We start from the raw sequence: 19,118 nt of genomic DNA on the forward strand, positions 1-19,118 counted from the left end.
GCCTTAGTGAGCCGCTTGCACGCGTAAAATTTCCTAACTCCGAGTAGAGTCATTAGCTTCCTAGCTTATTAGTGTCCTAGCTCTTAGTTTCTTAGCTTTAGTTTCTTAGCTTTAGTTTCTTAGCTTTAGTTTCTTGGCTCTTAGGCTCTTAGGTTCTTAGGTTCTTAGGCTCTTAGCCCTTAGTCTCTTGGCCCTTAGGTTCTTAGCATAGTCTGCTTGGTTTGCTTGGTTTGCTTGGTTTGCTTAGTTTGCTTGGTTTGCTTGGTTTGCTTGGTTTGCTTAGTTTGCTTAGTCTACTTGGTTGCTTAGTCTACTTGGTTGCTTAGTCTGCCGAGTTTCCTAGTTTCATAGATTCCTAGACTCATCGTCTCAAAGTGAGTCTCACAGCTTCACCGCTTGTCCGCCGTCAAAAAAATACAGCCATTTTTCGTCGACCGCCATACCGGTGATTTCCTCGACCGCTTTGGCGTACAGCTCCAATTGGAATCGGTACGATTCCGCCAACGCCGCCGTGCCGCCGCGATGCTCCAGCACCCGGTCGCTTTTGTAATCGAGCAGGTACACTTTGCCGTCGGCGGCGAACAGGCAGTCCACGATCCCCTGGATCAGCACGGTTTCCCCGTCCAGCTCCCGGATCGCCGCGCCAGCCGGAGCATCTGCCTGAGCATCTGCCTGAGCGGCATCCCCTGCCCCCGCCACATCCAGGCCGCCGAGCTGCGGCGAAGCCTCCGCCGCGGGCAGACCGTAGCTGAACGGCATCTCCCGCTTCACCCAGTCCGCCCGGCGCAGCAGTTCGCCGAGCGGACTTCGCAGCAGCCCGGCGATGCTCTCGGCGTCGATCGCGGCCGCTTGCTCGGCCGTCATGATTTGCCGCTCGACCAACCCGGCGAGCGTCGCTTGAACCGCAGCGATCCCCGGCTCCGCGTCAAACGGCAGATGCTGCATCAGCGTATGGTACGCGGTCCCGCGTTCGGTCGGCGTCAGCTTGCGCTGCTCCATGAACCGCGGCCGCCGCAGATGCAGCTTGAACTCCGGCAGTTCTTCCGCCTCCGCCCGTTCCCGTTCGCGCGCCAGCTCCGCTTCGGCGAAGACGTCGCGCGCCGGCTCCTCCTGCAGCGCGAGCAGCGCCTTCATCTCCGTCACCGAGGTTTTGGCCGCGATCCGGCTCGCCGCAGCATACGGGTAGGTCCAGCTTAGCCGGGACTCCACCGCCGCTCTCAGCGCTGCGGCCTCCACGTCGCCCTCCTCCTCCGTCAGGACCGCTACCGGCCGCCCCGCCAGCAGCGCCTTGATCTGCGCCGGGTCCGCCGCACGCGCTGATGCCGCCGCCGCTTCCGCACCGCCGCTCTGCCCGGCCGTGCGGGCGGAAACGAACGCGATGTGCCACTCGGACGGGCTATCGGCCAACACGGCGGGCCCCGTCTCCGGCAGCCCGGCGAACTGCCGCAGCTCCCGAGCGCTAGGGTGGCGGATCAATGCCGGGCCGATCCAGTCGAGATAGCAGCGGCCTCGCGCCAGCAAATAATCCGGCAACTGCTCGCCGCCAGCCGCCAGCGCGCCGCCCCAGGCTTCGACGGATTTGACGAGGTTCTTCACCGAAGAGACCAGCACAAGCTTGTCCTTCGGGCGGGTTAGGGCCACGTACAACACGCGCATTTCCTCCGCCAGCAGCTCCATTTGCGCCCGCCGCCGGATCGCGAGATTCGGCAGCGTCGGGTAGCTGACGCGAGTGTCCGCGTCGACGAATTTCGGTCCAAAGCCCAGTTCCTTATGCATCAGGAACGGCACGTTCAAGTCTTGTCGGTTAAATGGCTTGGACAACCCGGCTACGAACACGACCGGAAACTCCAAGCCTTTGCTCTTGTGGATCGTCATGATGCGGACGCCGTCGCCCTGCTCCCCGGCATCCCCGGGAGCGCCGAAGTCTCTGCCGTTTTCGCGCAGCCGGTTCACGTAACGCAGGAAGCGGAACAAACCCGGCGCGGATGACGACACCTCGTATTGTCTGGCCCGGTCCAGCAGCGCTTGCAGATTGCTTTGGCGCTGGGTACCTCCCGGCAAGCCGCCGACCCATTCCAGATAACCGGTTTCCCGGTAAATGTCCCGGATCAAGTCGCCCAGTTGCCCGATTCGAGCCATGCTCCGCCAAGCCTCCAATTGCCGCAAGAAGACCTGCAGCTTCATCGCCAATGCATCCTCGGCCGCAGTACCAATCGCTCCTGCCCCCGGGGCAATCGCCGGGGCTTCCCCTACTCCGCCTCCCCTGCCGTCCCCCGAAGACGCCTCCGCCTTCCCGGCGGAAGTCCTTGCGAGCACCGCCTCATAGTAGCGGCCTCCCGGGGAAGCGAGACGGATGTCGGCCAGCTCCTCCTCGGAGAAATCGTACAGCGGGGAACGCAGCACCGCCGCCAGCGGAATGTCCTGCAGCGGGTTATCGATCACCTGCAGGAGCGACAGCATCGTCTCGACCTCGGACGCCTGAAAATACCCCTGGCTCAGCTCCCCGTACGCCGGGATCCCTTCCACCCGAAGCTCCTCGATCATGGCCGGCGCCCAGACAAGCGTCGAACGCAGCAAAATCACCATGTCCCGAAAAGCGACCGGACGCATCGCCTGCAGCTGCTTGTCGTAAATGCGCAGCGGCTCGCCGCCTTCGCCCAGCATGCCGCGGATGCGGGCGGCGATCGCGCGGGCTTCCAGCCGCACCGCTTCGATTAATGCCGCTTCATCCTCCTCGTCCCCGCCGCCGCTCTCCATCGTCTCGCTCTCTCCGCGATCGACCGATTCCGAACTGCCCCCCGAACCGGTGTCGCGGTCGATCAGCAGAAGCTCCGGCCGATAATCCTCCGCCGCAGCCGGCGGAAACCCTTCCCCGTAGACCAGCTCGGCGCGGGGATCATACGAAATTTCCGCCACACTTTCGTTCATGATTTGCCGGAACAACAAATTCACCGCATCGACGACCTCGCGCCGGCTGCGGAAGTTTCGCGCCAAATCGATGCGCAGTCCGGCCCCGCCAAAATCGTCGCCATAGGTCCGGTATTTCTCCAGGAAGAGCCCCGGCTCGGCCAAACGGAAGCGGTAGATGCTCTGCTTCACGTCGCCGACCATAAACCGGTTGCCCGGGTTCTCCCGGGCGATCAACCGCACGATCGTTTCCTGCACCGTGTTGGTGTCCTGGTATTCGTCCAACAGTACCTCATCGAATTGCCGGCGGTATTCCAGGGCCGCGTCGGACGGCCGAAGCTCGCCCGGCGCCGAATCCGGATGCCGCAAGATCCGCAGGCAGTAATGCTCCAGGTCGGAGAAATCGAGCCAGCCTTTGGACACTTTTTGCAGCCGGTAACGTTCCCCGAAGTCGCTCACGAGACCGGAAAGCGCGCCAAGCAGCGGAGCCATGTCATGCATCTCCCGCAAAAACGCCTCCGCCGGCCGCCCGTACAGCTGTGTGCGCAAATCGGTGACCGTCTTCTTCGCTTCCTCGCGCAGCGCCTTAACCCGCTCCTGCACCTCCGGATCGGTCTGGTCTTTCTTGACCGGCTTCAGCTTGCCAAAGCTCGCGCCCTGAAACGCGTCGTACAGCGAAGCCCAAGAACCGCCGTTCACCGCTTCCTGCAGCAACCGGACAACGTACATATCGTCCTCCAGCGTCACGGCGTAAGGCTCGGGCCCTCCCGGAGACAATGCCAGCGCCTTCGCCTGCGACAGCAAGCTGATCGCGCCTCCCAACGCCAACGTCGTATCGGCCAATAGGCTTTGGACCCATGCGCTGTGCTCCAAGGCGTCCAGATCCGGGGCCATAAACGCCGAGGACGCTTCCCGCAGCCAATGATCCGGCCAAGGATGGCTGCGCGAGAAATCATATAGCCGCTGCACCAGCGTGAACACCGCCGCATCGCTGCGCTCCCCGCCAAATCGATCGACCAGCTCCAAGAACGGGCTGTCCGCCGGTTCACTGCCGTATTTTTCCTCGAGCAGCTCCTCCAGCACTTCCTGCCGCAGCAGCGCCGTTTCGCTTTCCGAAGCGATGCGGAAGCCCGGATCCAGCGGAATCAGCGCGTAGTAACGCTGGATGACTTCCATGCAAAACGAGTGGAGCGTCGTGATCGAAGCGCGCCCCAGCATGGCCAATTGTCGGTTCAAATATTCGTTGTTCGGATCCTTGGCGAGCTCCTTCTCCAGCGCTTCCGTGATCCGACCTCGCATCTCCGCGGCGGCCGCTTTGGTAAACGTGGCCACCAGCAGCCGGTCCACGCTCAGCGGTTGCTCGCGGTCCGTCAGCTTGCGGATGATCCGCTCGACGAGCACCGCCGTCTTGCCGGAGCCGGCCGCCGCCGCCACCAGCATATCGCCGCCGGACAGGGCGATCGCCCGCCACTGGTCATCGCTCCAGTAACTGCCGGCCGGTTTGGGTTTCATCGTGGTCGTCATGAAGGATCCGCCTCCTTTCCGCTCTCCTGCCCGAGGAGCTGCCAAATCTCATTTTTGCCCGGCTTGCCGAGCACATGATACGAATTGCCGTCCAGCGATTCCTCGAACCGGCACACCGGTTTGTACGGACAGAATGTACAAGCCGTCTCCATGCCAAGCCGGTAAGGGGCGATCTCTACGTCACCGTCGGTGATGCGCGTACCGATCTCGGTGATCGTCCGCCGCACGGAACCCAGCAGCGTATCCCACTGCTCCGGCGTCGCCACGGACGCGCTGCTGTAAAAGCCGCCGTCCGCCTTAATCGCCACGGGGATAATCTCCGAGTACCCTTTTTCCAACTGAGCATCCATTTTCGCGATCACATCCCGGTCCGCCAGCAGCAGTCCTTTCATTTTGAACCGCTTCAACAGCTCCTGCCGCGCCTGTTCCGCGCTCATGCCGTTGCTGCTCTGCAGCAGCGGATTATGTACGTGAAAGTACAGGGTGCCCGCAGGGAGCGCGGGCTGGCCTAGCCAGGCTTCCGCCGAAGACAGCAGAACGTCCAGATAGGTGAGCATTTGCAGCGACAAGCCATAATACACTTCATGCAGCTTCAGGTCGGTTTGGCTCGACTTGTAGTCGATGACCCGCAGCAGCAAACCTTGTTCGCCCTCCGCCATGTCGACCCGGTCGATCCGGCCGACAATCTCCATGACGCAGCCGTTCGGCAGCTCGAACGTAAGCGGAGGCAGCGGCCGCCCCGGTCCGAAATCCAGTTCCAGTCCGACCGGTTCGAAGCTGCCGCGACGCGCTTGCTCGCCAAGGATTAGCGAAGCCCGGCCGACGATGGCTTTGAGCTTGCGGGAAATATAACCGTAGCGTTTGGAGCTTAACAGGATTTCCCCCTGCAGCTTTGGCGCCAATTCATCAACGGCCGAATTTGCCGCTTGAATCGCTTCCTCCGGCGTGAGGCTGCCCCAACTCCGGTTTTGCGCTTTGAAGGTGATCGCCATCTGACTGAGCGCGGCATGGAACAACTGCCCGATATCCGGCGCTTGCAGCCGGTAAAGCTGCCTTTCCTTCAGCTTCAGCCCATGGGAAGCGAAATGGGCGAACGGACACGCCGAGAACTGCTCCATCCGCGACACGCTCGTTCGCAGCCGTTTGCCGTACAACCGTCGGCTGGTCGCCGGCGTCAAGCCGCGTACCCGATTGCGGTAATCGAGCGAGCCGAGCAGGCGCGATGCTTTGCCGTCCCATTCCGGGCGATCCTTGTACCATTCCAGCACGCGCCACCATAGCGGGGAAATCGATTCTCCCGCTTTCCACAGCCGCAGTTGGCCGATTAAGGCGTTTAGCGCCGGACCCGGACGCGAGACGAACTCCAACTGCGAAGCCGTCTGGTCGGCAGAGCCGCTGGCCGGTCCCGGCGTCAAGGCAAGCGGCCGCTCTTGAAGTCCCGGGAAAATCCGTTTCACGTGGCGGATCACCTCGGACGGCAGAAGCGCACCGCCCTCTCCGTCCGCGGCCGGGTAGCTGAGCCACAGCGAGCGGCTTGCCCCCGACAACGCCTCGTACACGAGGAAGCGCTCATCCAGCAGCTTTCGGGCAAGCCCCGGTGCCAGCTCCAGGCCGAGTTCCGCCAGGCGCTGCCGCTCCTGTTCGCTGAGTACGCCTTCCTCCTGCAGATTGGCCGGCATGATCCCTTCGTTGATGCCCAGCAGGAACAGATGCTTGACCTGCCCCGAACGCGTCCGTTCGGTGCTCCCGATCAGCACCTGATCAAGCGAAGGCGGCACCAGCGACACCTTCAGCTCCTTGAGCCCGGTCTCCAGCACGCCGGCAAACAGCTCCAGCTCCAGAGGCTCGTCCCCCATCATCTCCACGATCTGGTCCAGCACGTCCAAGACCGCGCCCCATAATTGGCGGTGCTCCATCGCCTGGCGCGGCTTGCCTTCGCGCACCATTCGATGCGCCAGCACATCCAGGCGCTGGGCCGCCTCCACGCTCTCCAGCAGTTGATATACCGCGACACACATGTCCGCCGCGTTTTTCGCCTTTCGGATCTCTTTCTCGAACGCCGACAAGGGACCGGCAACCGCAGCGCGGCACCGCTCCAGAAGCTTCAACTGCTCCAAGGCTTTTGCCGAAGCCGCCGTTTGATCGACCTGCTCGAGCGACAGGTTTGGCGCCGCCTTCCAAGGCCGGCCGTCAAACCAGCGGTAGCCTTGAATGCCGCTCGCCAGCGCGTAATTTTCCAGCATGTCCATATGCCCCCGCGTCAGACTGCCGTCCAGCGGCAGAAGAAATTCGCTCTTCACGCAGCGGAACACGTCATCGTATTTCCAAAAACCGAGCACGACGTCCAGCGCCGCCCGGATAAATTCGATCATCGGATGATGCAGCATGCTCGACTTCTGGTCGAGAAAATACGGGATTCCGTAAGCCTCCATCGTCGGAGCGAGCAATTCTTCATAATCCCCCAGATTGCGCACCAGCAGCGCCATATCCCGCCAGCGTATGCCCTCTTCCCGGGCCAGGCGCACCATCGCGCGCGCTGCTCCCTCAACCTCGGCGCGCCGACTCGCCGCCCGGCGAAGTGACAGGGCCCGCTCCAGATCCTGCGGCGGCTGTGCCTGCGGCCACGGCGAACGCCGTTCGTAAGCCGACTCCAAGAACGATAGCGTCTCGCTCTCCCGAAAACGGGGAAACGGACGCTCCTCCAGCAGCTCCGCCGGTTGAACCTCGATTCCCGCCTCCAGGGCCAGTTGGCTCAATTTGAGGAAAGCGGACGCCGGAGTATGGAACAGATTTAAGTCGTGCGGCAGCGTTCCGTCGCCGTAGATCCTGTCCAGCGTCAACGAGACGGTGACGTTCGCGGCTACCTTGAGCAGCGCGAGGATCGCCTTATATTCCTGCGGCGTGAACGTGTGAAATCCATCGATCCAAATCTCCGCTTCCCGCAAATAGGCCGATTCCGCAGCCCCCTGCGCCAGCTTGACGACATGGTCCTCGTTGTCGATGTACAAGCGGGACAGCTCCTCGTCAAATTCGGCGAACAGCAGGCTGAGGTCATGCATTTTATCCTTCAATAACGGGGACTCCCCTTCGGTTTGCTCCAGAAGGCGATAATGCTCCTGCAAAGCCGAAAAATCCACATTATATTTTTTCATTTCCGTATACAGTCCGGCGATCCGGTCGATGAGTCCGAGTTGGTCCCCGCCATGCCCGAACAGCTTCAGGTCGTCTTTGCGGCGGCGCATGAGCTTGTACAGCAGCATTTTTTTGCCTTCGTCATCGATCGGCACGAGCGCAGCCCCGCCGGTTTCCTGCATGACGCGCAGCGCCAAGCGGCGAAAGCCAAGCACCTGGGTGCGGACGGTTCCGCGCAGTCCCGGGGCCGTGGCGATCCGCTGTTCGATTTGAAACGTGCCTTGTTCCGGGGTTAGGATGATGAGCGGCGGGCCGGTGGGTCTTTCGCGCAGCGCGGCGGTTACCCGGTCGAGAATGAGGCTGGTTTTGCCGCTGCCGGAGCGGCCGAGTATGAACCGTAAAGACATGGAAGTACCTCCTACGACGGACATTTCGTTAGTTTCCAGTATAGCATAAATACGATCAAACATTCGCATCGAAAAAATGGGCGCCATTTCAAAAAAAACAGCCTTGTTTCACGATATTACGCGAAACAAGGCTGCCGTTCGGCGGCTTCGGGAGGTTCAACCGATCGATCCCTCCATCTCGAACTTGATCAGCCGGTTCATTTCCACTGCGTATTCCATCGGCAGCTCCTTCGTGAACGGCTCAATAAAGCCCATGACGATCATCTGCGTCGCTTCTTCCTCCGTCAGCCCCCGGCTCATCAGGTAAAACAGCTGCTCCTCCGAAACTTTGGAAACCGTCGCCTCGTGCTCCAACGTGACCTGGTCGTTTTTGATTTCGTTGTACGGAATCGTGTCGGAGGTGGACAAAGGATCAAGGATTAACGTATCGCATTTGATGTTTGATTTGGAGAACGCCGCGTCTCGGCCGAAGGTGGAAAGACCCCGGTAGGTCACTTTTCCGCCGTGCTTGCTGATCGATTTGGAAATGATGGTCGAGGTCGTTTCCGGCGCCAGATGGATCATTTTGGCTCCGGCGTCCTGAACCTGGCCTTCGCCGGCGACGGCGATCGACAGAACCGAGCCTTTGGCGCCGCGGCCTTTCAGGATGACCGCCGGATATTTCATCGTGATTTTGGAGCCGATATTGCCGTCGACCCATTCCATCGTCGCGTTTTCCTCGGCTACGGCCCGTTGGGTCACCAGGTTGTATATATTCGGCGCCCAATTTTGGATCGTCGTATAGCGGACGCGCGAATCTTTGAGGCAGACGATTTCGATAACGCCGCTGTGCAGCGAGCTCGTGCTGTATACCGGCGCCGTGCAGCCTTCCACGTAATGCACGAAGCTGCCTTCCTCCGCGATGATCAGCGTACGTTCGAACTGCCCCATATTTTCCGAGTTGATGCGAAAATACCCCTGGATCGGCACCTCGCACTGCACGCCTTTCGGAACGTACACGAAGCTTCCGCCCGACCAGACGGCGCTGTTCAGGGCCGCGAATTTGTTGTCGGCCGCCGGAATGATCGTGCCGAAATATTTTTTGAACAGCTCCGGGTATTCTTTGAGCGCCGTATCCGTATCCAGGAACACGACGCCTTGTTTTTGCAAATCCTCCCGCATGCTGTGGTAAACCACTTCCGATTCGTATTGGGCAGACACTCCGGCGAGATATTTTTGCTCAGCCTCCGGAATCCCCAGCTTGTCGAACGTTGCCTTGATTTCTTCCGGCACCTCTTCCCAGGTTCTGCCTTGCTTTTCGGACGGCCGCACATAATATTGAATGTCGTCCAGATGAAGTCCGTCCAGGTTCGCTCCCCAGCGCGGCATCGGCATTTTCAGAAATTGCTCGAACGACTTCAGGCGGAACTCGAGCATCCACTCCGGCTCTTCCTTCATACGGGAAATCTCCCGGACGGTTTCGATGGTCAGCCCTTTTCCGGATTGGAAAACGGGGCGATGCGCATCGCGGAAGTCGTATTTGTAATCTTCCATTTCGGGCGCTTTTTTGGCCATTTTGATACCTCCCTTTTACCTATAGAACTGCCTATCTTCCCAGTTTCCGTTCGACGAGCTGTTGCAGCCGGTCGCGCACGCCTTCCAGCGGAATTTCGGAAATGACCGGCATAAGAAATCCGAAAATAGCCAAGTACTCCGCCTCGCGGCGGGAAATCCCCCGGGACATCAGATAGTAGATCTGTTCCGGATTCACCTGTCCGACCGAAGCGGCATGCCCCGCAACGACGTCGTCCTCGTCGATCAGCAAGATCGGATTCGCGTCTCCGCGGGCATTGGGACTCAGCATCAACACCTTTTCCGCCTGTTGTCCGTCGCATTTGGAGGCGCCTTTTTCGATTTTGGTGATGCCGTTGATGATGGCGGTCGCTTCCTCCCGCATGACGGCGCGGGTGGCCATTTGGCTTTTGGAGCTTCTGCCGAAATGCTGGGCCTGCGTCGTATAGTTCGCTTTCTGTGAAGCCGAACCGACCGCGATCACTTTCGTATCGGATGTCGAACCGTTGCCTTTCAGCACCGTTTTGGTATCGCCGGCCGTGTTTCCGTCATTCATTTCGCCGATAATCCATTCGATGCCGCCGTCATTTTCGATGACCGCCCGGCGCCAGGTCAGATCGGTCATTTCCGGGCCAAGCTGGTGGACCGAAGCGAAGCGCACCCTGGAACCGGCCCCCACGAACACTTCAACAACCCCGTTGTGCAGCGTTTTCGCGGCGTTGCCGCCGGACACGTAGTTATCGACATAGCTGACCGAACTGTTTTTGCCCGTGACGATCAAAATGTGCGGCATGAACAGCGCATTCTCGCCGTCACTTAGCAGGATAGCCTGCAGCGGCACGGTTACCTCCACGTTATCGGGAACGTATAGGAACACGCCTCCGCTCCAGCATGCGGCATGCAGCGCGGTCAGCGCGTGTTCTTCCGCGGCAACGGCTTGATGGAGGAAAGGCTTGACGAGTTCCCCATGCTCCCTTGCCGCGGTTTGCAAGTCGGTAAAGATCACGCCTTGGGCGGAAAATTCGGGGGCCAGCCACCGGTAGACGTTGCCGGCATTGCGCCCTACGATCAGACCGCCCTCCCTACGTCCTCCTTGCCCGGCAATCAACGCGCGGACCGCTTCGGGCGCTTCCTCCGGACCGCTCCAGGCCGATTCGGGGCTGTAGGTCCCGCACGCATAAATATCCCAGCGCTCCAGGCTTGTCTTCTCCAGCTTCGGCAACTCCAGTGTTTCCGCGAGCTCCAACGCCCGCAGCCGGGAATTCGTCAGCCAGAGGGGCTCGCTCTTCCGCAAAGATAAGGAGCGAAGCCGTTCGGCATCCATCGGCAATGGCCGTACAATTGCGCTCATTCGTATTCTCCTCCTTTCTCCATGGTTTCTAGATCGATTGCTCCGCCGTCTCGTCCTCGATGCCCAGCTCCTCTTTGACCCATTCATATCCGTCCGCCTCCAGGCGTTCGGCGAGCTCCGGCCCTCCGGACTTGACGATCCGCCCCTGCATCATCACATGCACGTAATCCGGCGTGATATAATTCAGCAGCCGCTGATAGTGAGTGATGATCAAAAAGCCCCGCTCCGGCGAGCGCATCGCATTGACGCCGCGGGCTACGATGCGGAGCGCGTCGATGTCCAACCCGGAATCGACCTCGTCAAGAATGACGATTTTCGGTTCCAACAGCATCATTTGCAAAATTTCGTTTCGCTTCTTCTCCCCCCCGGAAAAACCTTCGTTCAAATATCGGTGGGCGAATTCCGGATTCATTTCCAACTCCTGCATTTTGCTCTCCATCTGGCGCACGAAGCGGATCAGCGAGATCTCGTTCCCCTCTTCCCTTCGGGCATTGATCGCGCTGCGCAGAAAATCCGCGTTGGTGACGCCGGCGATTTCGCTCGGATACTGCATCGCCAGGAACAATCCCGCACGCGCCCGTTCGTCAACATCCATCTCCAGCAGATCCTCTCCGTTGAGCGTCACGCTTCCGCCCGTTACCTCATATTTGGGATGGCCCATCAGCGAGGAGGCCAGCGTGCTTTTTCCGGTACCGTTCGGTCCCATCACCGCATGAATTTCTCCGCCGCCGATCGTAAGGCTCAATCCTTTTAAAATCTCCTTACCTTCAATTTCCGATTTCAGGTTTTCAATGATCAAGGATGTCATATAAAAAACACCTTCCCTTCTCCTTTACGGCATAGCTACTTCACGAATTAAATATTATCGTTTACTAGTAAACAATAATAGACTAGCATAATTGATAATGATTATCAACTTCATTTATTACGAATTAAAACGCAAAAAAACGCCATCTCGCACCGGCCGGCGAAATGACGTTTTATCTCTTATGAATTTGCAGTTCAAAACGACGATTTACTGCGCACTTCGAAAATGGCGAATTTCAGGTAATGCCCTTCGTCCACCCCCAGGATTTGCGGATGGTCTTTCCCGGCCGCCCGCCATTCGACCAGGCGCAGCACTTTACCCGCATCCTCGGCGGCCTCCAGGATCGTCTCCAGGAACAAATCCGGACGCATATGGTAGGAGCAGCTCGCCGTTACCAAGTAACCGCCTTCGTTGACCAGCTTCATCCCGTGCAGGTTGATGTCTTTGTATCCGCGGCAGGCGCCCTTAACGGCCGATTTCGTCTTGGCGAACGCTGGCGGATCGAGGATCACGACATCCCAGGTTCGTCCGCCGCCGGCGATCAGCGGCACGGAGGTGTCAACCTTGGCGTCCTGCGCCGCCCGGCGCGCCCGTTCCTCCAAGCCCTTCCCTTGGCTGCGCAAATAGTCAAACGCGTCGGCCACGACAAACTCGACGCGATCGGTGAACCCGTTCAACTCAACGTTCCGTTTCGCGCTTTCGATCGCATGCTCGGAAATATCGAGGCAGGTTACTTTTTTCGCTCCGTATTGGCAGGCATGCAGGGTAAAGCTTCCGGTGTGCGAGAAGCATTCCAGCACGGTCGCCCCGTCCCAATACGGGAAGGTGACCTCTTTGCCGTTCCGGTTGACCGGCGCCAACCGCACGCCGCCGTCTTCCGCCGGCAATTCCTGCAGCGCGATGCCGCTGCGTCCGCCCCAGCCGGTCATCAGCGGCCGGATGGACGCCCGATTTTCCCGCTGGTCGAAGAAATATCCCGTTTTTTGCCCTTGCTCGATATCGACTTCGATCCGAAGCCCGTTCTCGGAAACGATCACATGGCGGGGCGGCTCACCGTACATCGGTCCTTTTACCTGCTCCAGGCCTTCCATTTCGCGTACGGAGACGTCGCTTCGTTCATAGATGCCCATCGGATGCAGCACTTCTGTCAACGCCTCCACGATTTGCTTTCGGCAGCGGTCCATGCCCAGGGTCAGCAACTGCACAACCAGCACGTCCCCGAACTTGTCCACGATCAGGCCGGGCAAAAAGTCGGCTTCCCCGTAGACCAGCCGGTAGGCATCCTCCTTCACGAACCGTTCCCGATGCTTCAAACATTCCGTAAACCGCCGGACAAAAAAGGCGGTGTCCATCTCCGCCAGCGGCTTATACGACACGACGCGGACGGTAATTTGCGAGGCCGGGTTGTAATATCCCGTAGCCAGGTAACGACCCCGATGGTCGACGACTTCGACCAGAGCACCCGGCTGCACGTCCCCTTCTACGCTTTCGATTTCATTTTTGAAGATCCAAGGATGCCCTTTTTCCAACCGTTTTTTACGGCTGCGCTGCAATATGACCCTTGCCACTCGATGCCTCACTCCTCATCCAAAATTGTAATCGGGGACGCCACGCCGCCCCTTGCGAATCAGACGCCGGCCAGCTCGCTTTGCTGGCATGGAAGTTGTCCATCCGTCATATATGTAACTTGTACGAATATAGCTTGGATACCATTTAATTATGCGGAAAAGGGGACCGCCGATATGTTTCAAGACATCTTGTTCCCGGTGACGTTTGGTTTCGCCCTGTTCCTGTTCGGCATGAAAGTGATGGAGGGAGCCCTGCACGCCTGGGCCGGACCCAGACTGATCGGCTTCCTTCACCGAACGACGCGGACGCCGTGGACCGGCCTGCTGTCCAGCACGCTGATTACGGCCGTACTGCAGAGCAGCACGGCCGTTACGGTAATGACGATCGGCCTCGTCAACGCCGGTCTGTTGAACTATGCGCGAACGCTGGGCATCATCCTGGGGGGCAATATCGGGACCTGTCTCACCACGGAGCTGCTTGCCCTTAATATAGCCAAGCTGGGCGTTCCCATGCTCGTCGTTTCATTAGGGCTGTGGGCGGCCGCCGTGCTGGGCGATGAGAGGCTGCCCGACTATATCAAACGCCGCTTGCCTTGGCTGCTGCCCTTGCAGTTTGGCGCCCTGGCCTTGGCCGGCTTCAGCCTGGTGATGATCGCGATCCGCTTCATGCAATCGATCGGTCCGGCGCTGGAGGAACGCGGCGTGATCACCTGGCTGCTGGAGCATGCGACCGGCAGCCTGCTGTGGGGCGCCTTCGCCGGGGCGATCCTGACGGCGATCATTCATAGCAGCGCCGCCGTCGTCGCCATGACGATGGGACTTGCCGCAAGCGGAGCCTTGCCGATGGAGTTCGGAATCGCCATGGTCATCGGCTCCAACGTCGGCACCTGCGTCACGGCGGTGATCGCCGCGATCGGCGGCACCCGGCCGGGCCGGTTCGTCGCCTGGTCGCACGTGACGCTGAACGTGCTGGGGGCAGCGTTGTTTTTGCCGCTGGTCCCGTTGCTGCAAATGGCGGCAGCCTGGCTGACCGCCGATCCTTCGGCGCAAATCGCCCATACGCAAACGATATTCAACGTCGTTTCTTCCTTGTTAGCGCTGCCCTTTTGCTACTTGCCGATCTGGTCCCGGCTGGATCGAATCGGAGACGACCGCCCCGGCCGTCTCCTTCCGAACACGAAGGCCTAGAGTGGATAGGAATAGCTGTTGAAGTGCAGCTATTCCTAAGAACAAGCAGCTATTCCTCAAAATAACCTCAAAAATGCAGTTATTTTCGCCGATATCTCTCGATTTCTCAAATACCGTAAAAAATAACTGCACTCTTGCATTTATTCCACCTTTTTAGGCGATTTCGGCAGAAATAACTGCTCGTAGGGTTACTACTTAGGTGCTGTTAGAAACTGAATTGACCTTGAAGTGCAGAAATCAGGGAGTTTAAGATGGGGAGTTGTTTTTTGCGAAACGTGGAGATGACGCCGCGGATGCGAGCGAATTGCTCCGCACCTTGCGAAGTGCGGAATCCACCAGATATCTTCGTTTTGACTTTCACCATACGGATATCTCGCTCCGCTTGGTTGTTGTCAAAAGGAATTCGGGCATCACAAAGAAAGGCGAGTACGGCGTCTTTGTACGCCAGAAACCTCCCACCTAGATTGGCTGCTTTGCTCTTGGATTTTCTTCCGCGAGGTCCCGTTTTCTCGGGCACGGCATCTTTCGCCCATTCTTCACGACCTCGCTGCAGAATATCATCATAACGGGATCTGAATGCTTGGACCACCGCATCAGATAGAGGCTGTTGAAGGCTGCGAGCTATGCGTGCAGCTTTCCAACTCTCTTGCAACAGCGTCGTCATATCGGTTGCCCATTGATGGTTATCGTACTGGGCAATTTCTTTACAATCCCGCAGCAGGTGCGCATTGCAAAGCACATGACGGAAAGCATACTGGTCTTTAAAGTAAGAGGCGTAGCAGTCATGAACGAGATTCCCCTTATAGTGGGGTAATACATTCATGGCATCCATTCCTTTGCTTCCGCGGCTGGGATGGGCGAACAAGAGTGTCCACTCTTGGTTACACACGGTATGCATCCAGTACCCTTTTCCGTTGACGCGAAATCCCGTTTCATCGGCGTGTACCACGGGGCTGGCTAACAGCTGCTCGCGAATGGTTCGCTCTAGCGGCTGAAGACGACTTGTCATCTCTTCCAGTTGAGCAAGTAAGGTGGCCTCGCTCGGGCGGTATCCCGTGAGATCGGCATAGAGCTGTCCAATACGCTCAAGCGGCAACAATTGATAGGCATGAAGATAAGCCGTCCATGCTGCCATTTCTCTTCCGTATTGCACAGGCGCTCGAACATGAGAAGGAAAGGAAGCGGTCTGTTGGACGCAGCATTGCGGGCAACATTTCTTTTCAGCCTGATGTTCGGTGATGACCATGCGAGGGGCAGGTAAGTCAAAGACTTGTCGCTTCTCTAGCTCTTGTGCGGGTACCTGTTTCAAGGAAAAACCGCAGCTGGAACAGGTTTCAAGCGGATGAACCATGACATAATCCGGGTTCGTAACCACATGCAGCGTATGACCTTCGTGACCTTGAGGAGCGCCTTTTTTCCCTCCTGGTTGGCGTAAATTGGTTGGTTTACGGAATCCGTCACTCGAAGGCGGTTTGCTGCTGTTCTGACTATTCTGGCCGAGTTGGCGCTCCAGTTCCTGAACTCGCTTCTCCAATTGTTGAATGCGTTTGGCTTGCTTCTCTACGATTTGGGTGAGCTTCTCATTTTGATCCAGCAGCGCATGAAAGTAACTGGCAATCTCCTGATCGCCTTTACAAATAGTATTGACCTGTTGTTTCGTCAGCTTCATACGGCTCACCTCATGATTCAATGGATAATATTACATTCGACGTTTGCATGGGAATTACTGCTTGAGACAAAAAAAAATCTCCTCGCGATAGGAGGAGACCTAAGTAGTAACCTCGTAGGCAACTATTTCTCTCCCGATGGCTTTACCTTTAGTTTTTCGGCTCGACACCGAGCATTTTCAGCGCTTTTTCCAATATGAAATCGTTGTTGTCGTATCCGGCCTTCCGCTGCTGACGCCAAGCTTCCTGCGGCTCGTACCAGGACACGCTGCGGATCTCCTCGAGTTGGGGCCGGAGCGCTCCGCTCTGCCATTCTACCAGGTAATAATGAACTTCTTTATCGACATTCCCCAGTTTGGGATGATGGTAGGTATAGGCGATGATATCGATTAATTTATCAATTTGGCCATTAATGCCGGTTTCCTCCAAAATTTCGCGAAGCGCCGTTTGCGGGGGCGTCTCCCCCGGTTCCCTCTTCCCTTTCGGAAACGATATTTTGCCGTAACGATCGGTAATGAGTTGCACTTGCAGCCGCCCGTCTTGGATGCGATAAACGACGCCTCCGGCAGAGATTTCTTTGAATGGCATTCTGGCTGTACCTCCTTCAATATAAGAACTCAATCCACTCAAACCGGGACTCACGGAATTACTGAGGCGCTCCTGCGCTGTTCCCTTCGGGAATACGCTTGCTCCTTCCATGTTACTTGTTAATTATAGGCGCATCGTACTCATACTTCCAATTTGCCCTTATGTAACAACAAGGATTTCAGCCCCGGCAGGGGTGAAATCCTTGGCTCATGCCCGGTGTCGGGCGGAAGTATTAAGCTAGGGCTTGCGAGGCTTCGTCCAGCACGCGGACCAACTGGCCTTCGCTGGTGTTGACGTCGGCGCGGGTCAGCTTGACGCGGCACATTTTGCCGGTCAGGTCCGGGGTGCCCGGGAAGCGAACTTGCAGGTAGTTGTCGCTAAAGCCGGTCACGAAGCCGTCTCCGGCGGTGCCTTTCTCATCCTTCTCCGGGATGACGTCCAGCACCTGGCCGACGAATTTCTCGGCATACGCGAACTGCATTTGCTCGGACAAATCAATTAGCTCATGCACGCGAGCATGCTTCACGTCCTCGTCCACCTGGTCCTCCATCCGGGCAGCCGGCGTACCGCTCCGCTTGGAATAAGGGAATACGTGCATCTCCGAGAATCCGATGCGTTTGATCGCTTCGAAGCCTTCGCGGAACAACTCGTCGGTTTCCCCCGGGAAGCCGACGATGACGTCGGTCGTAATCGCTACGTCCGGCATGAAATCGCGGATCATTTTGATTTTATGCTCAAACTCTTCGATTGTATACTTTCTTCTCATGCGCTTCAGCACTTCGTTGCTGCCCGCCTGCAGCGGGATATGGAAATGGCGGCACATTTTCGAGGAGTTCTTCAGCACCTCAAGCATCCGCTCGTCGATTTGGCTCGCTTCGATCGAGCTGATGCGGATGCGGCCGAGCCCTTCGACTTTATCCAGGTCCCAAAGCAGGTCGGACAAACGGTAGTTTTCCAGGTCGTCCCCATACCCGCCGGTATGAATGCCGGTCAAGACGATTTCCTTGTACCCTGCCGCGACCAATTGACGCGCTTGCTGGATAACGCTTTGCGGATCGCGGCTGCGGGACAGACCGCGCGACCAAGGGATAATGCAGAAGGTGCAGAAATTGTTGCAGCCTTCCTGGATTTTCAGGAAAGCGCGGGTGTGATCGGCAAAATCCGGCACGTCCAGCTCCTCGAACTCCCGCGTCTTCATGATGTTGCGCACGGCGTTGATCGGTTTGCGTTGCTCTTGAAGCTGCTTCACATAAGGGATGATCTTATCCCGGTCCTGCGTCCCGATCACCAGATCCACGCCGGGGATGTCCAAAATCTCCGCAGGAGATGTCTGCGCATAGCAGCCGGTTACCGCAACGATCGCGTCCGGATTGCGGCGGACGGCACGCCGGATGATCTGACGGCTCTTCTTATCGCCGGTGTTCGTCACGGTACAGGTATTGATTAAATAAACGTCAGCGGCGGATTGCTCGAAATCCACCTGCTCGTAGCCTTCGTTTTTGAACAGCTGCCAAATGGCTTCGGTATCATAGAAATTAACTTTACAACCCAAGGTGTAAAAGGCGACGGTTGGCATCGCTCAAATCCCCCCCATTTCTCCGGTTTCATACATGATGCAGGTCAGGGCGGCCATGGCGGCCGTTTCGGTCCGCAGAATGCGCCGGCCCAATCCGACGGATACCGCGCCTGCGGCCTCGGCTTCCCGCACTTCGGCTTCGGTGAAGCCGCCTTCCGGCCCGACCACGACGGCGACTTTGACCGTTGCATCAGGCGCCAGCGCGGCGGCGAAAGGCTTTAGCACGTCCCGCAGCTGCCGTCCGTCCTCTTTCTCGTAACATAAGCATACCAAATCGTAGCCCCGCAGCGCAGCAAGCAGCTCCTTCCATTTCACCGGAAGCTCGAGAACCGGAATTTTGCTGCGATGCGCCTGCTCGGCGGCCTCTTTGGCGATTTTTTGCCAGCGGGCGAGCCGCTTCTCTTCCTTCTTGCTGTCGTATTGCACTACCGTACGTTCCGATAAAAAAGGAAGAAAGGAGGCGGCTCCAATCTCCGTGCATTTCTGGATGACGGTTTCCATCTTGTCGCCTTTCGGCAAGCTCTGGGCCACGGTCACCTGCAGCCACGGTTCACCGGACGCCGCCAGCTCCTCTATAATAGCCGCAGTTACCTGCTGCGGCTCGATACAAGTAATCTCCGCGAGGATTTCCCGGGAAACCCCGTCGCTCACGATCAGCTTATCGCCGGGCTTGGAACGCATCACCCTGCCGATATGGCGGGCATCCTCTCCGACAATGGTCACTTCCCGATCGCCGAACTGCGCGGGCTCCACAAAATAACGCTGCATCCATATCATCCTCATCGTTCCATCAAGGTCAAAATCACCAAACTACATCATACAACTTTTAAATCCCCGTTTCCAGTCTTTCT

General features: G+C 58.1%; 11 protein-coding genes. 1 reads left to right on the forward strand and 10 read right to left on the reverse strand.

Annotated elements, in window-relative coordinates; all coding sequences use genetic code 11:
- Positions 1-381: 381 nt before the first annotated feature.
- The 6 genes from addA to ACZF99_RS16920 all read right to left on the reverse strand — a co-directional run bounded on the left by addA (position 382) and on the right by ACZF99_RS16920 (position 13,248).
- Positions 382-4,431, reverse strand: coding sequence for a helicase-exonuclease AddAB subunit AddA (gene addA / locus ACZF99_RS16895; protein ID WP_483606232.1), 4,050 nt, complete (start codon positions 4,429-4,431; stop codon positions 382-384).
- Positions 4,428-7,970 (reverse strand): helicase-exonuclease AddAB subunit AddB, encoded by a 3,543-nt coding sequence (addB, locus tag ACZF99_RS16900; protein WP_483606233.1) that lies wholly within the window; start codon positions 7,968-7,970, stop codon positions 4,428-4,430. The genes addA and addB overlap by 4 nt, the downstream gene beginning before the upstream one ends.
- A 156-nt stretch (positions 7,971-8,126) precedes the next feature.
- A complete protein-coding gene (gene sufB / locus ACZF99_RS16905; protein ID WP_483606234.1) occupies positions 8,127-9,524 on the reverse strand; it encodes a Fe-S cluster assembly protein SufB in 1,398 nt (465 codons plus the stop codon).
- Between the two features lie 31 nt (positions 9,525-9,555).
- Positions 9,556-10,872, reverse strand: coding sequence for a Fe-S cluster assembly protein SufD (gene sufD / locus ACZF99_RS16910; RefSeq protein ID WP_483606235.1), 1,317 nt, complete (start codon positions 10,870-10,872; stop codon positions 9,556-9,558).
- Between the two features lie 28 nt (positions 10,873-10,900).
- The gene (gene sufC / locus ACZF99_RS16915) at positions 10,901-11,680 is read right to left on the reverse strand and encodes a Fe-S cluster assembly ATPase SufC (RefSeq protein WP_483606236.1); all 780 of its coding nucleotides are present in this window, start codon (positions 11,678-11,680) and stop codon (positions 10,901-10,903) included.
- 194 nt (positions 11,681-11,874) lie between these two features.
- The gene (locus tag ACZF99_RS16920; RefSeq protein WP_483606237.1) at positions 11,875-13,248 is read right to left on the reverse strand and encodes a class I SAM-dependent rRNA methyltransferase; all 1,374 of its coding nucleotides are present in this window, start codon (positions 13,246-13,248) and stop codon (positions 11,875-11,877) included.
- A gap of 174 nt (positions 13,249-13,422) precedes the next feature.
- Between ACZF99_RS16920 and ACZF99_RS16925 the strand changes: the two genes are divergently transcribed.
- On the forward strand, positions 13,423-14,436 hold the full coding sequence (locus ACZF99_RS16925; RefSeq protein WP_483606238.1) for a Na/Pi cotransporter family protein: 1,014 nt from the start codon (positions 13,423-13,425) through the stop codon (positions 14,434-14,436).
- 205 nt (positions 14,437-14,641) lie between these two features.
- On the opposite strand, the gene tnpC is transcribed toward ACZF99_RS16925, so the two are convergent.
- The 4 genes from tnpC to ACZF99_RS16945 all read right to left on the reverse strand — a co-directional run bounded on the left by tnpC (position 14,642) and on the right by ACZF99_RS16945 (position 19,035).
- Positions 14,642-16,105, reverse strand: a complete 1,464-nt coding sequence (gene tnpC / locus ACZF99_RS16930) for an IS66 family transposase (protein ID WP_483606239.1) — start codon at positions 16,103-16,105, stop codon at positions 14,642-14,644.
- A 148-nt stretch (positions 16,106-16,253) separates the two neighbouring features.
- Positions 16,254-16,691 (reverse strand): NUDIX hydrolase, encoded by a 438-nt coding sequence (locus ACZF99_RS16935; protein ID WP_483606240.1) that lies wholly within the window; start codon positions 16,689-16,691, stop codon positions 16,254-16,256.
- A 232-nt stretch (positions 16,692-16,923) separates the two neighbouring features.
- A complete protein-coding gene (gene mtaB, locus ACZF99_RS16940; protein WP_483606242.1) occupies positions 16,924-18,267 on the reverse strand; it encodes a tRNA (N(6)-L-threonylcarbamoyladenosine(37)-C(2))-methylthiotransferase MtaB in 1,344 nt (447 codons plus the stop codon).
- A gap of 3 nt (positions 18,268-18,270) precedes the next feature.
- Entirely contained in the window at positions 18,271-19,035 is a 765-nt protein-coding gene (locus ACZF99_RS16945; RefSeq protein ID WP_483612799.1) for a 16S rRNA (uracil(1498)-N(3))-methyltransferase, read from the reverse strand.
- Positions 19,036-19,118 lie beyond the last annotated feature (83 nt).

This window comes from Paenibacillus sp. JL3B1040, from assembly GCF_057063165.1.

Bases quoted from the DNA above. Each gene is read 5' to 3' on its own strand.
- ACZF99_RS16945 (WP_483612799.1), bottom strand. From the start codon at position 19,035: ATGCAGCGTTATTTTGTGGAGCCCGCGCAGTTCGGCGATCGGGAAGTG.
- mtaB (WP_483606242.1), bottom strand. From the start codon at position 18,267: ATGCCAACCGTCGCCTTTTACACCTTGGGTTGTAAAGTTAATTTCTAT.
- sufD (WP_483606235.1), bottom strand. From the start codon at position 10,872: ATGAGCGCAATTGTACGGCCATTGCCGATGGATGCCGAACGGCTTCGC.
- sufC (WP_483606236.1), bottom strand. From the start codon at position 11,680: ATGACATCCTTGATCATTGAAAACCTGAAATCGGAAATTGAAGGTAAG.
- ACZF99_RS16925 (WP_483606238.1), top strand. From the start codon at position 13,423: ATGTTTCAAGACATCTTGTTCCCGGTGACGTTTGGTTTCGCCCTGTTC.
- addB (WP_483606233.1), bottom strand. From the start codon at position 7,970: ATGTCTTTACGGTTCATACTCGGCCGCTCCGGCAGCGGCAAAACCAGC.
- ACZF99_RS16935 (WP_483606240.1), bottom strand. From the start codon at position 16,691: ATGCCATTCAAAGAAATCTCTGCCGGAGGCGTCGTTTATCGCATCCAA.
- sufB (WP_483606234.1), bottom strand. From the start codon at position 9,524: ATGGCCAAAAAAGCGCCCGAAATGGAAGATTACAAATACGACTTCCGC.
- addA (WP_483606232.1), bottom strand. From the start codon at position 4,431: ATGACGACCACGATGAAACCCAAACCGGCCGGCAGTTACTGGAGCGAT.
- tnpC (WP_483606239.1), bottom strand. From the start codon at position 16,105: ATGAAGCTGACGAAACAACAGGTCAATACTATTTGTAAAGGCGATCAG.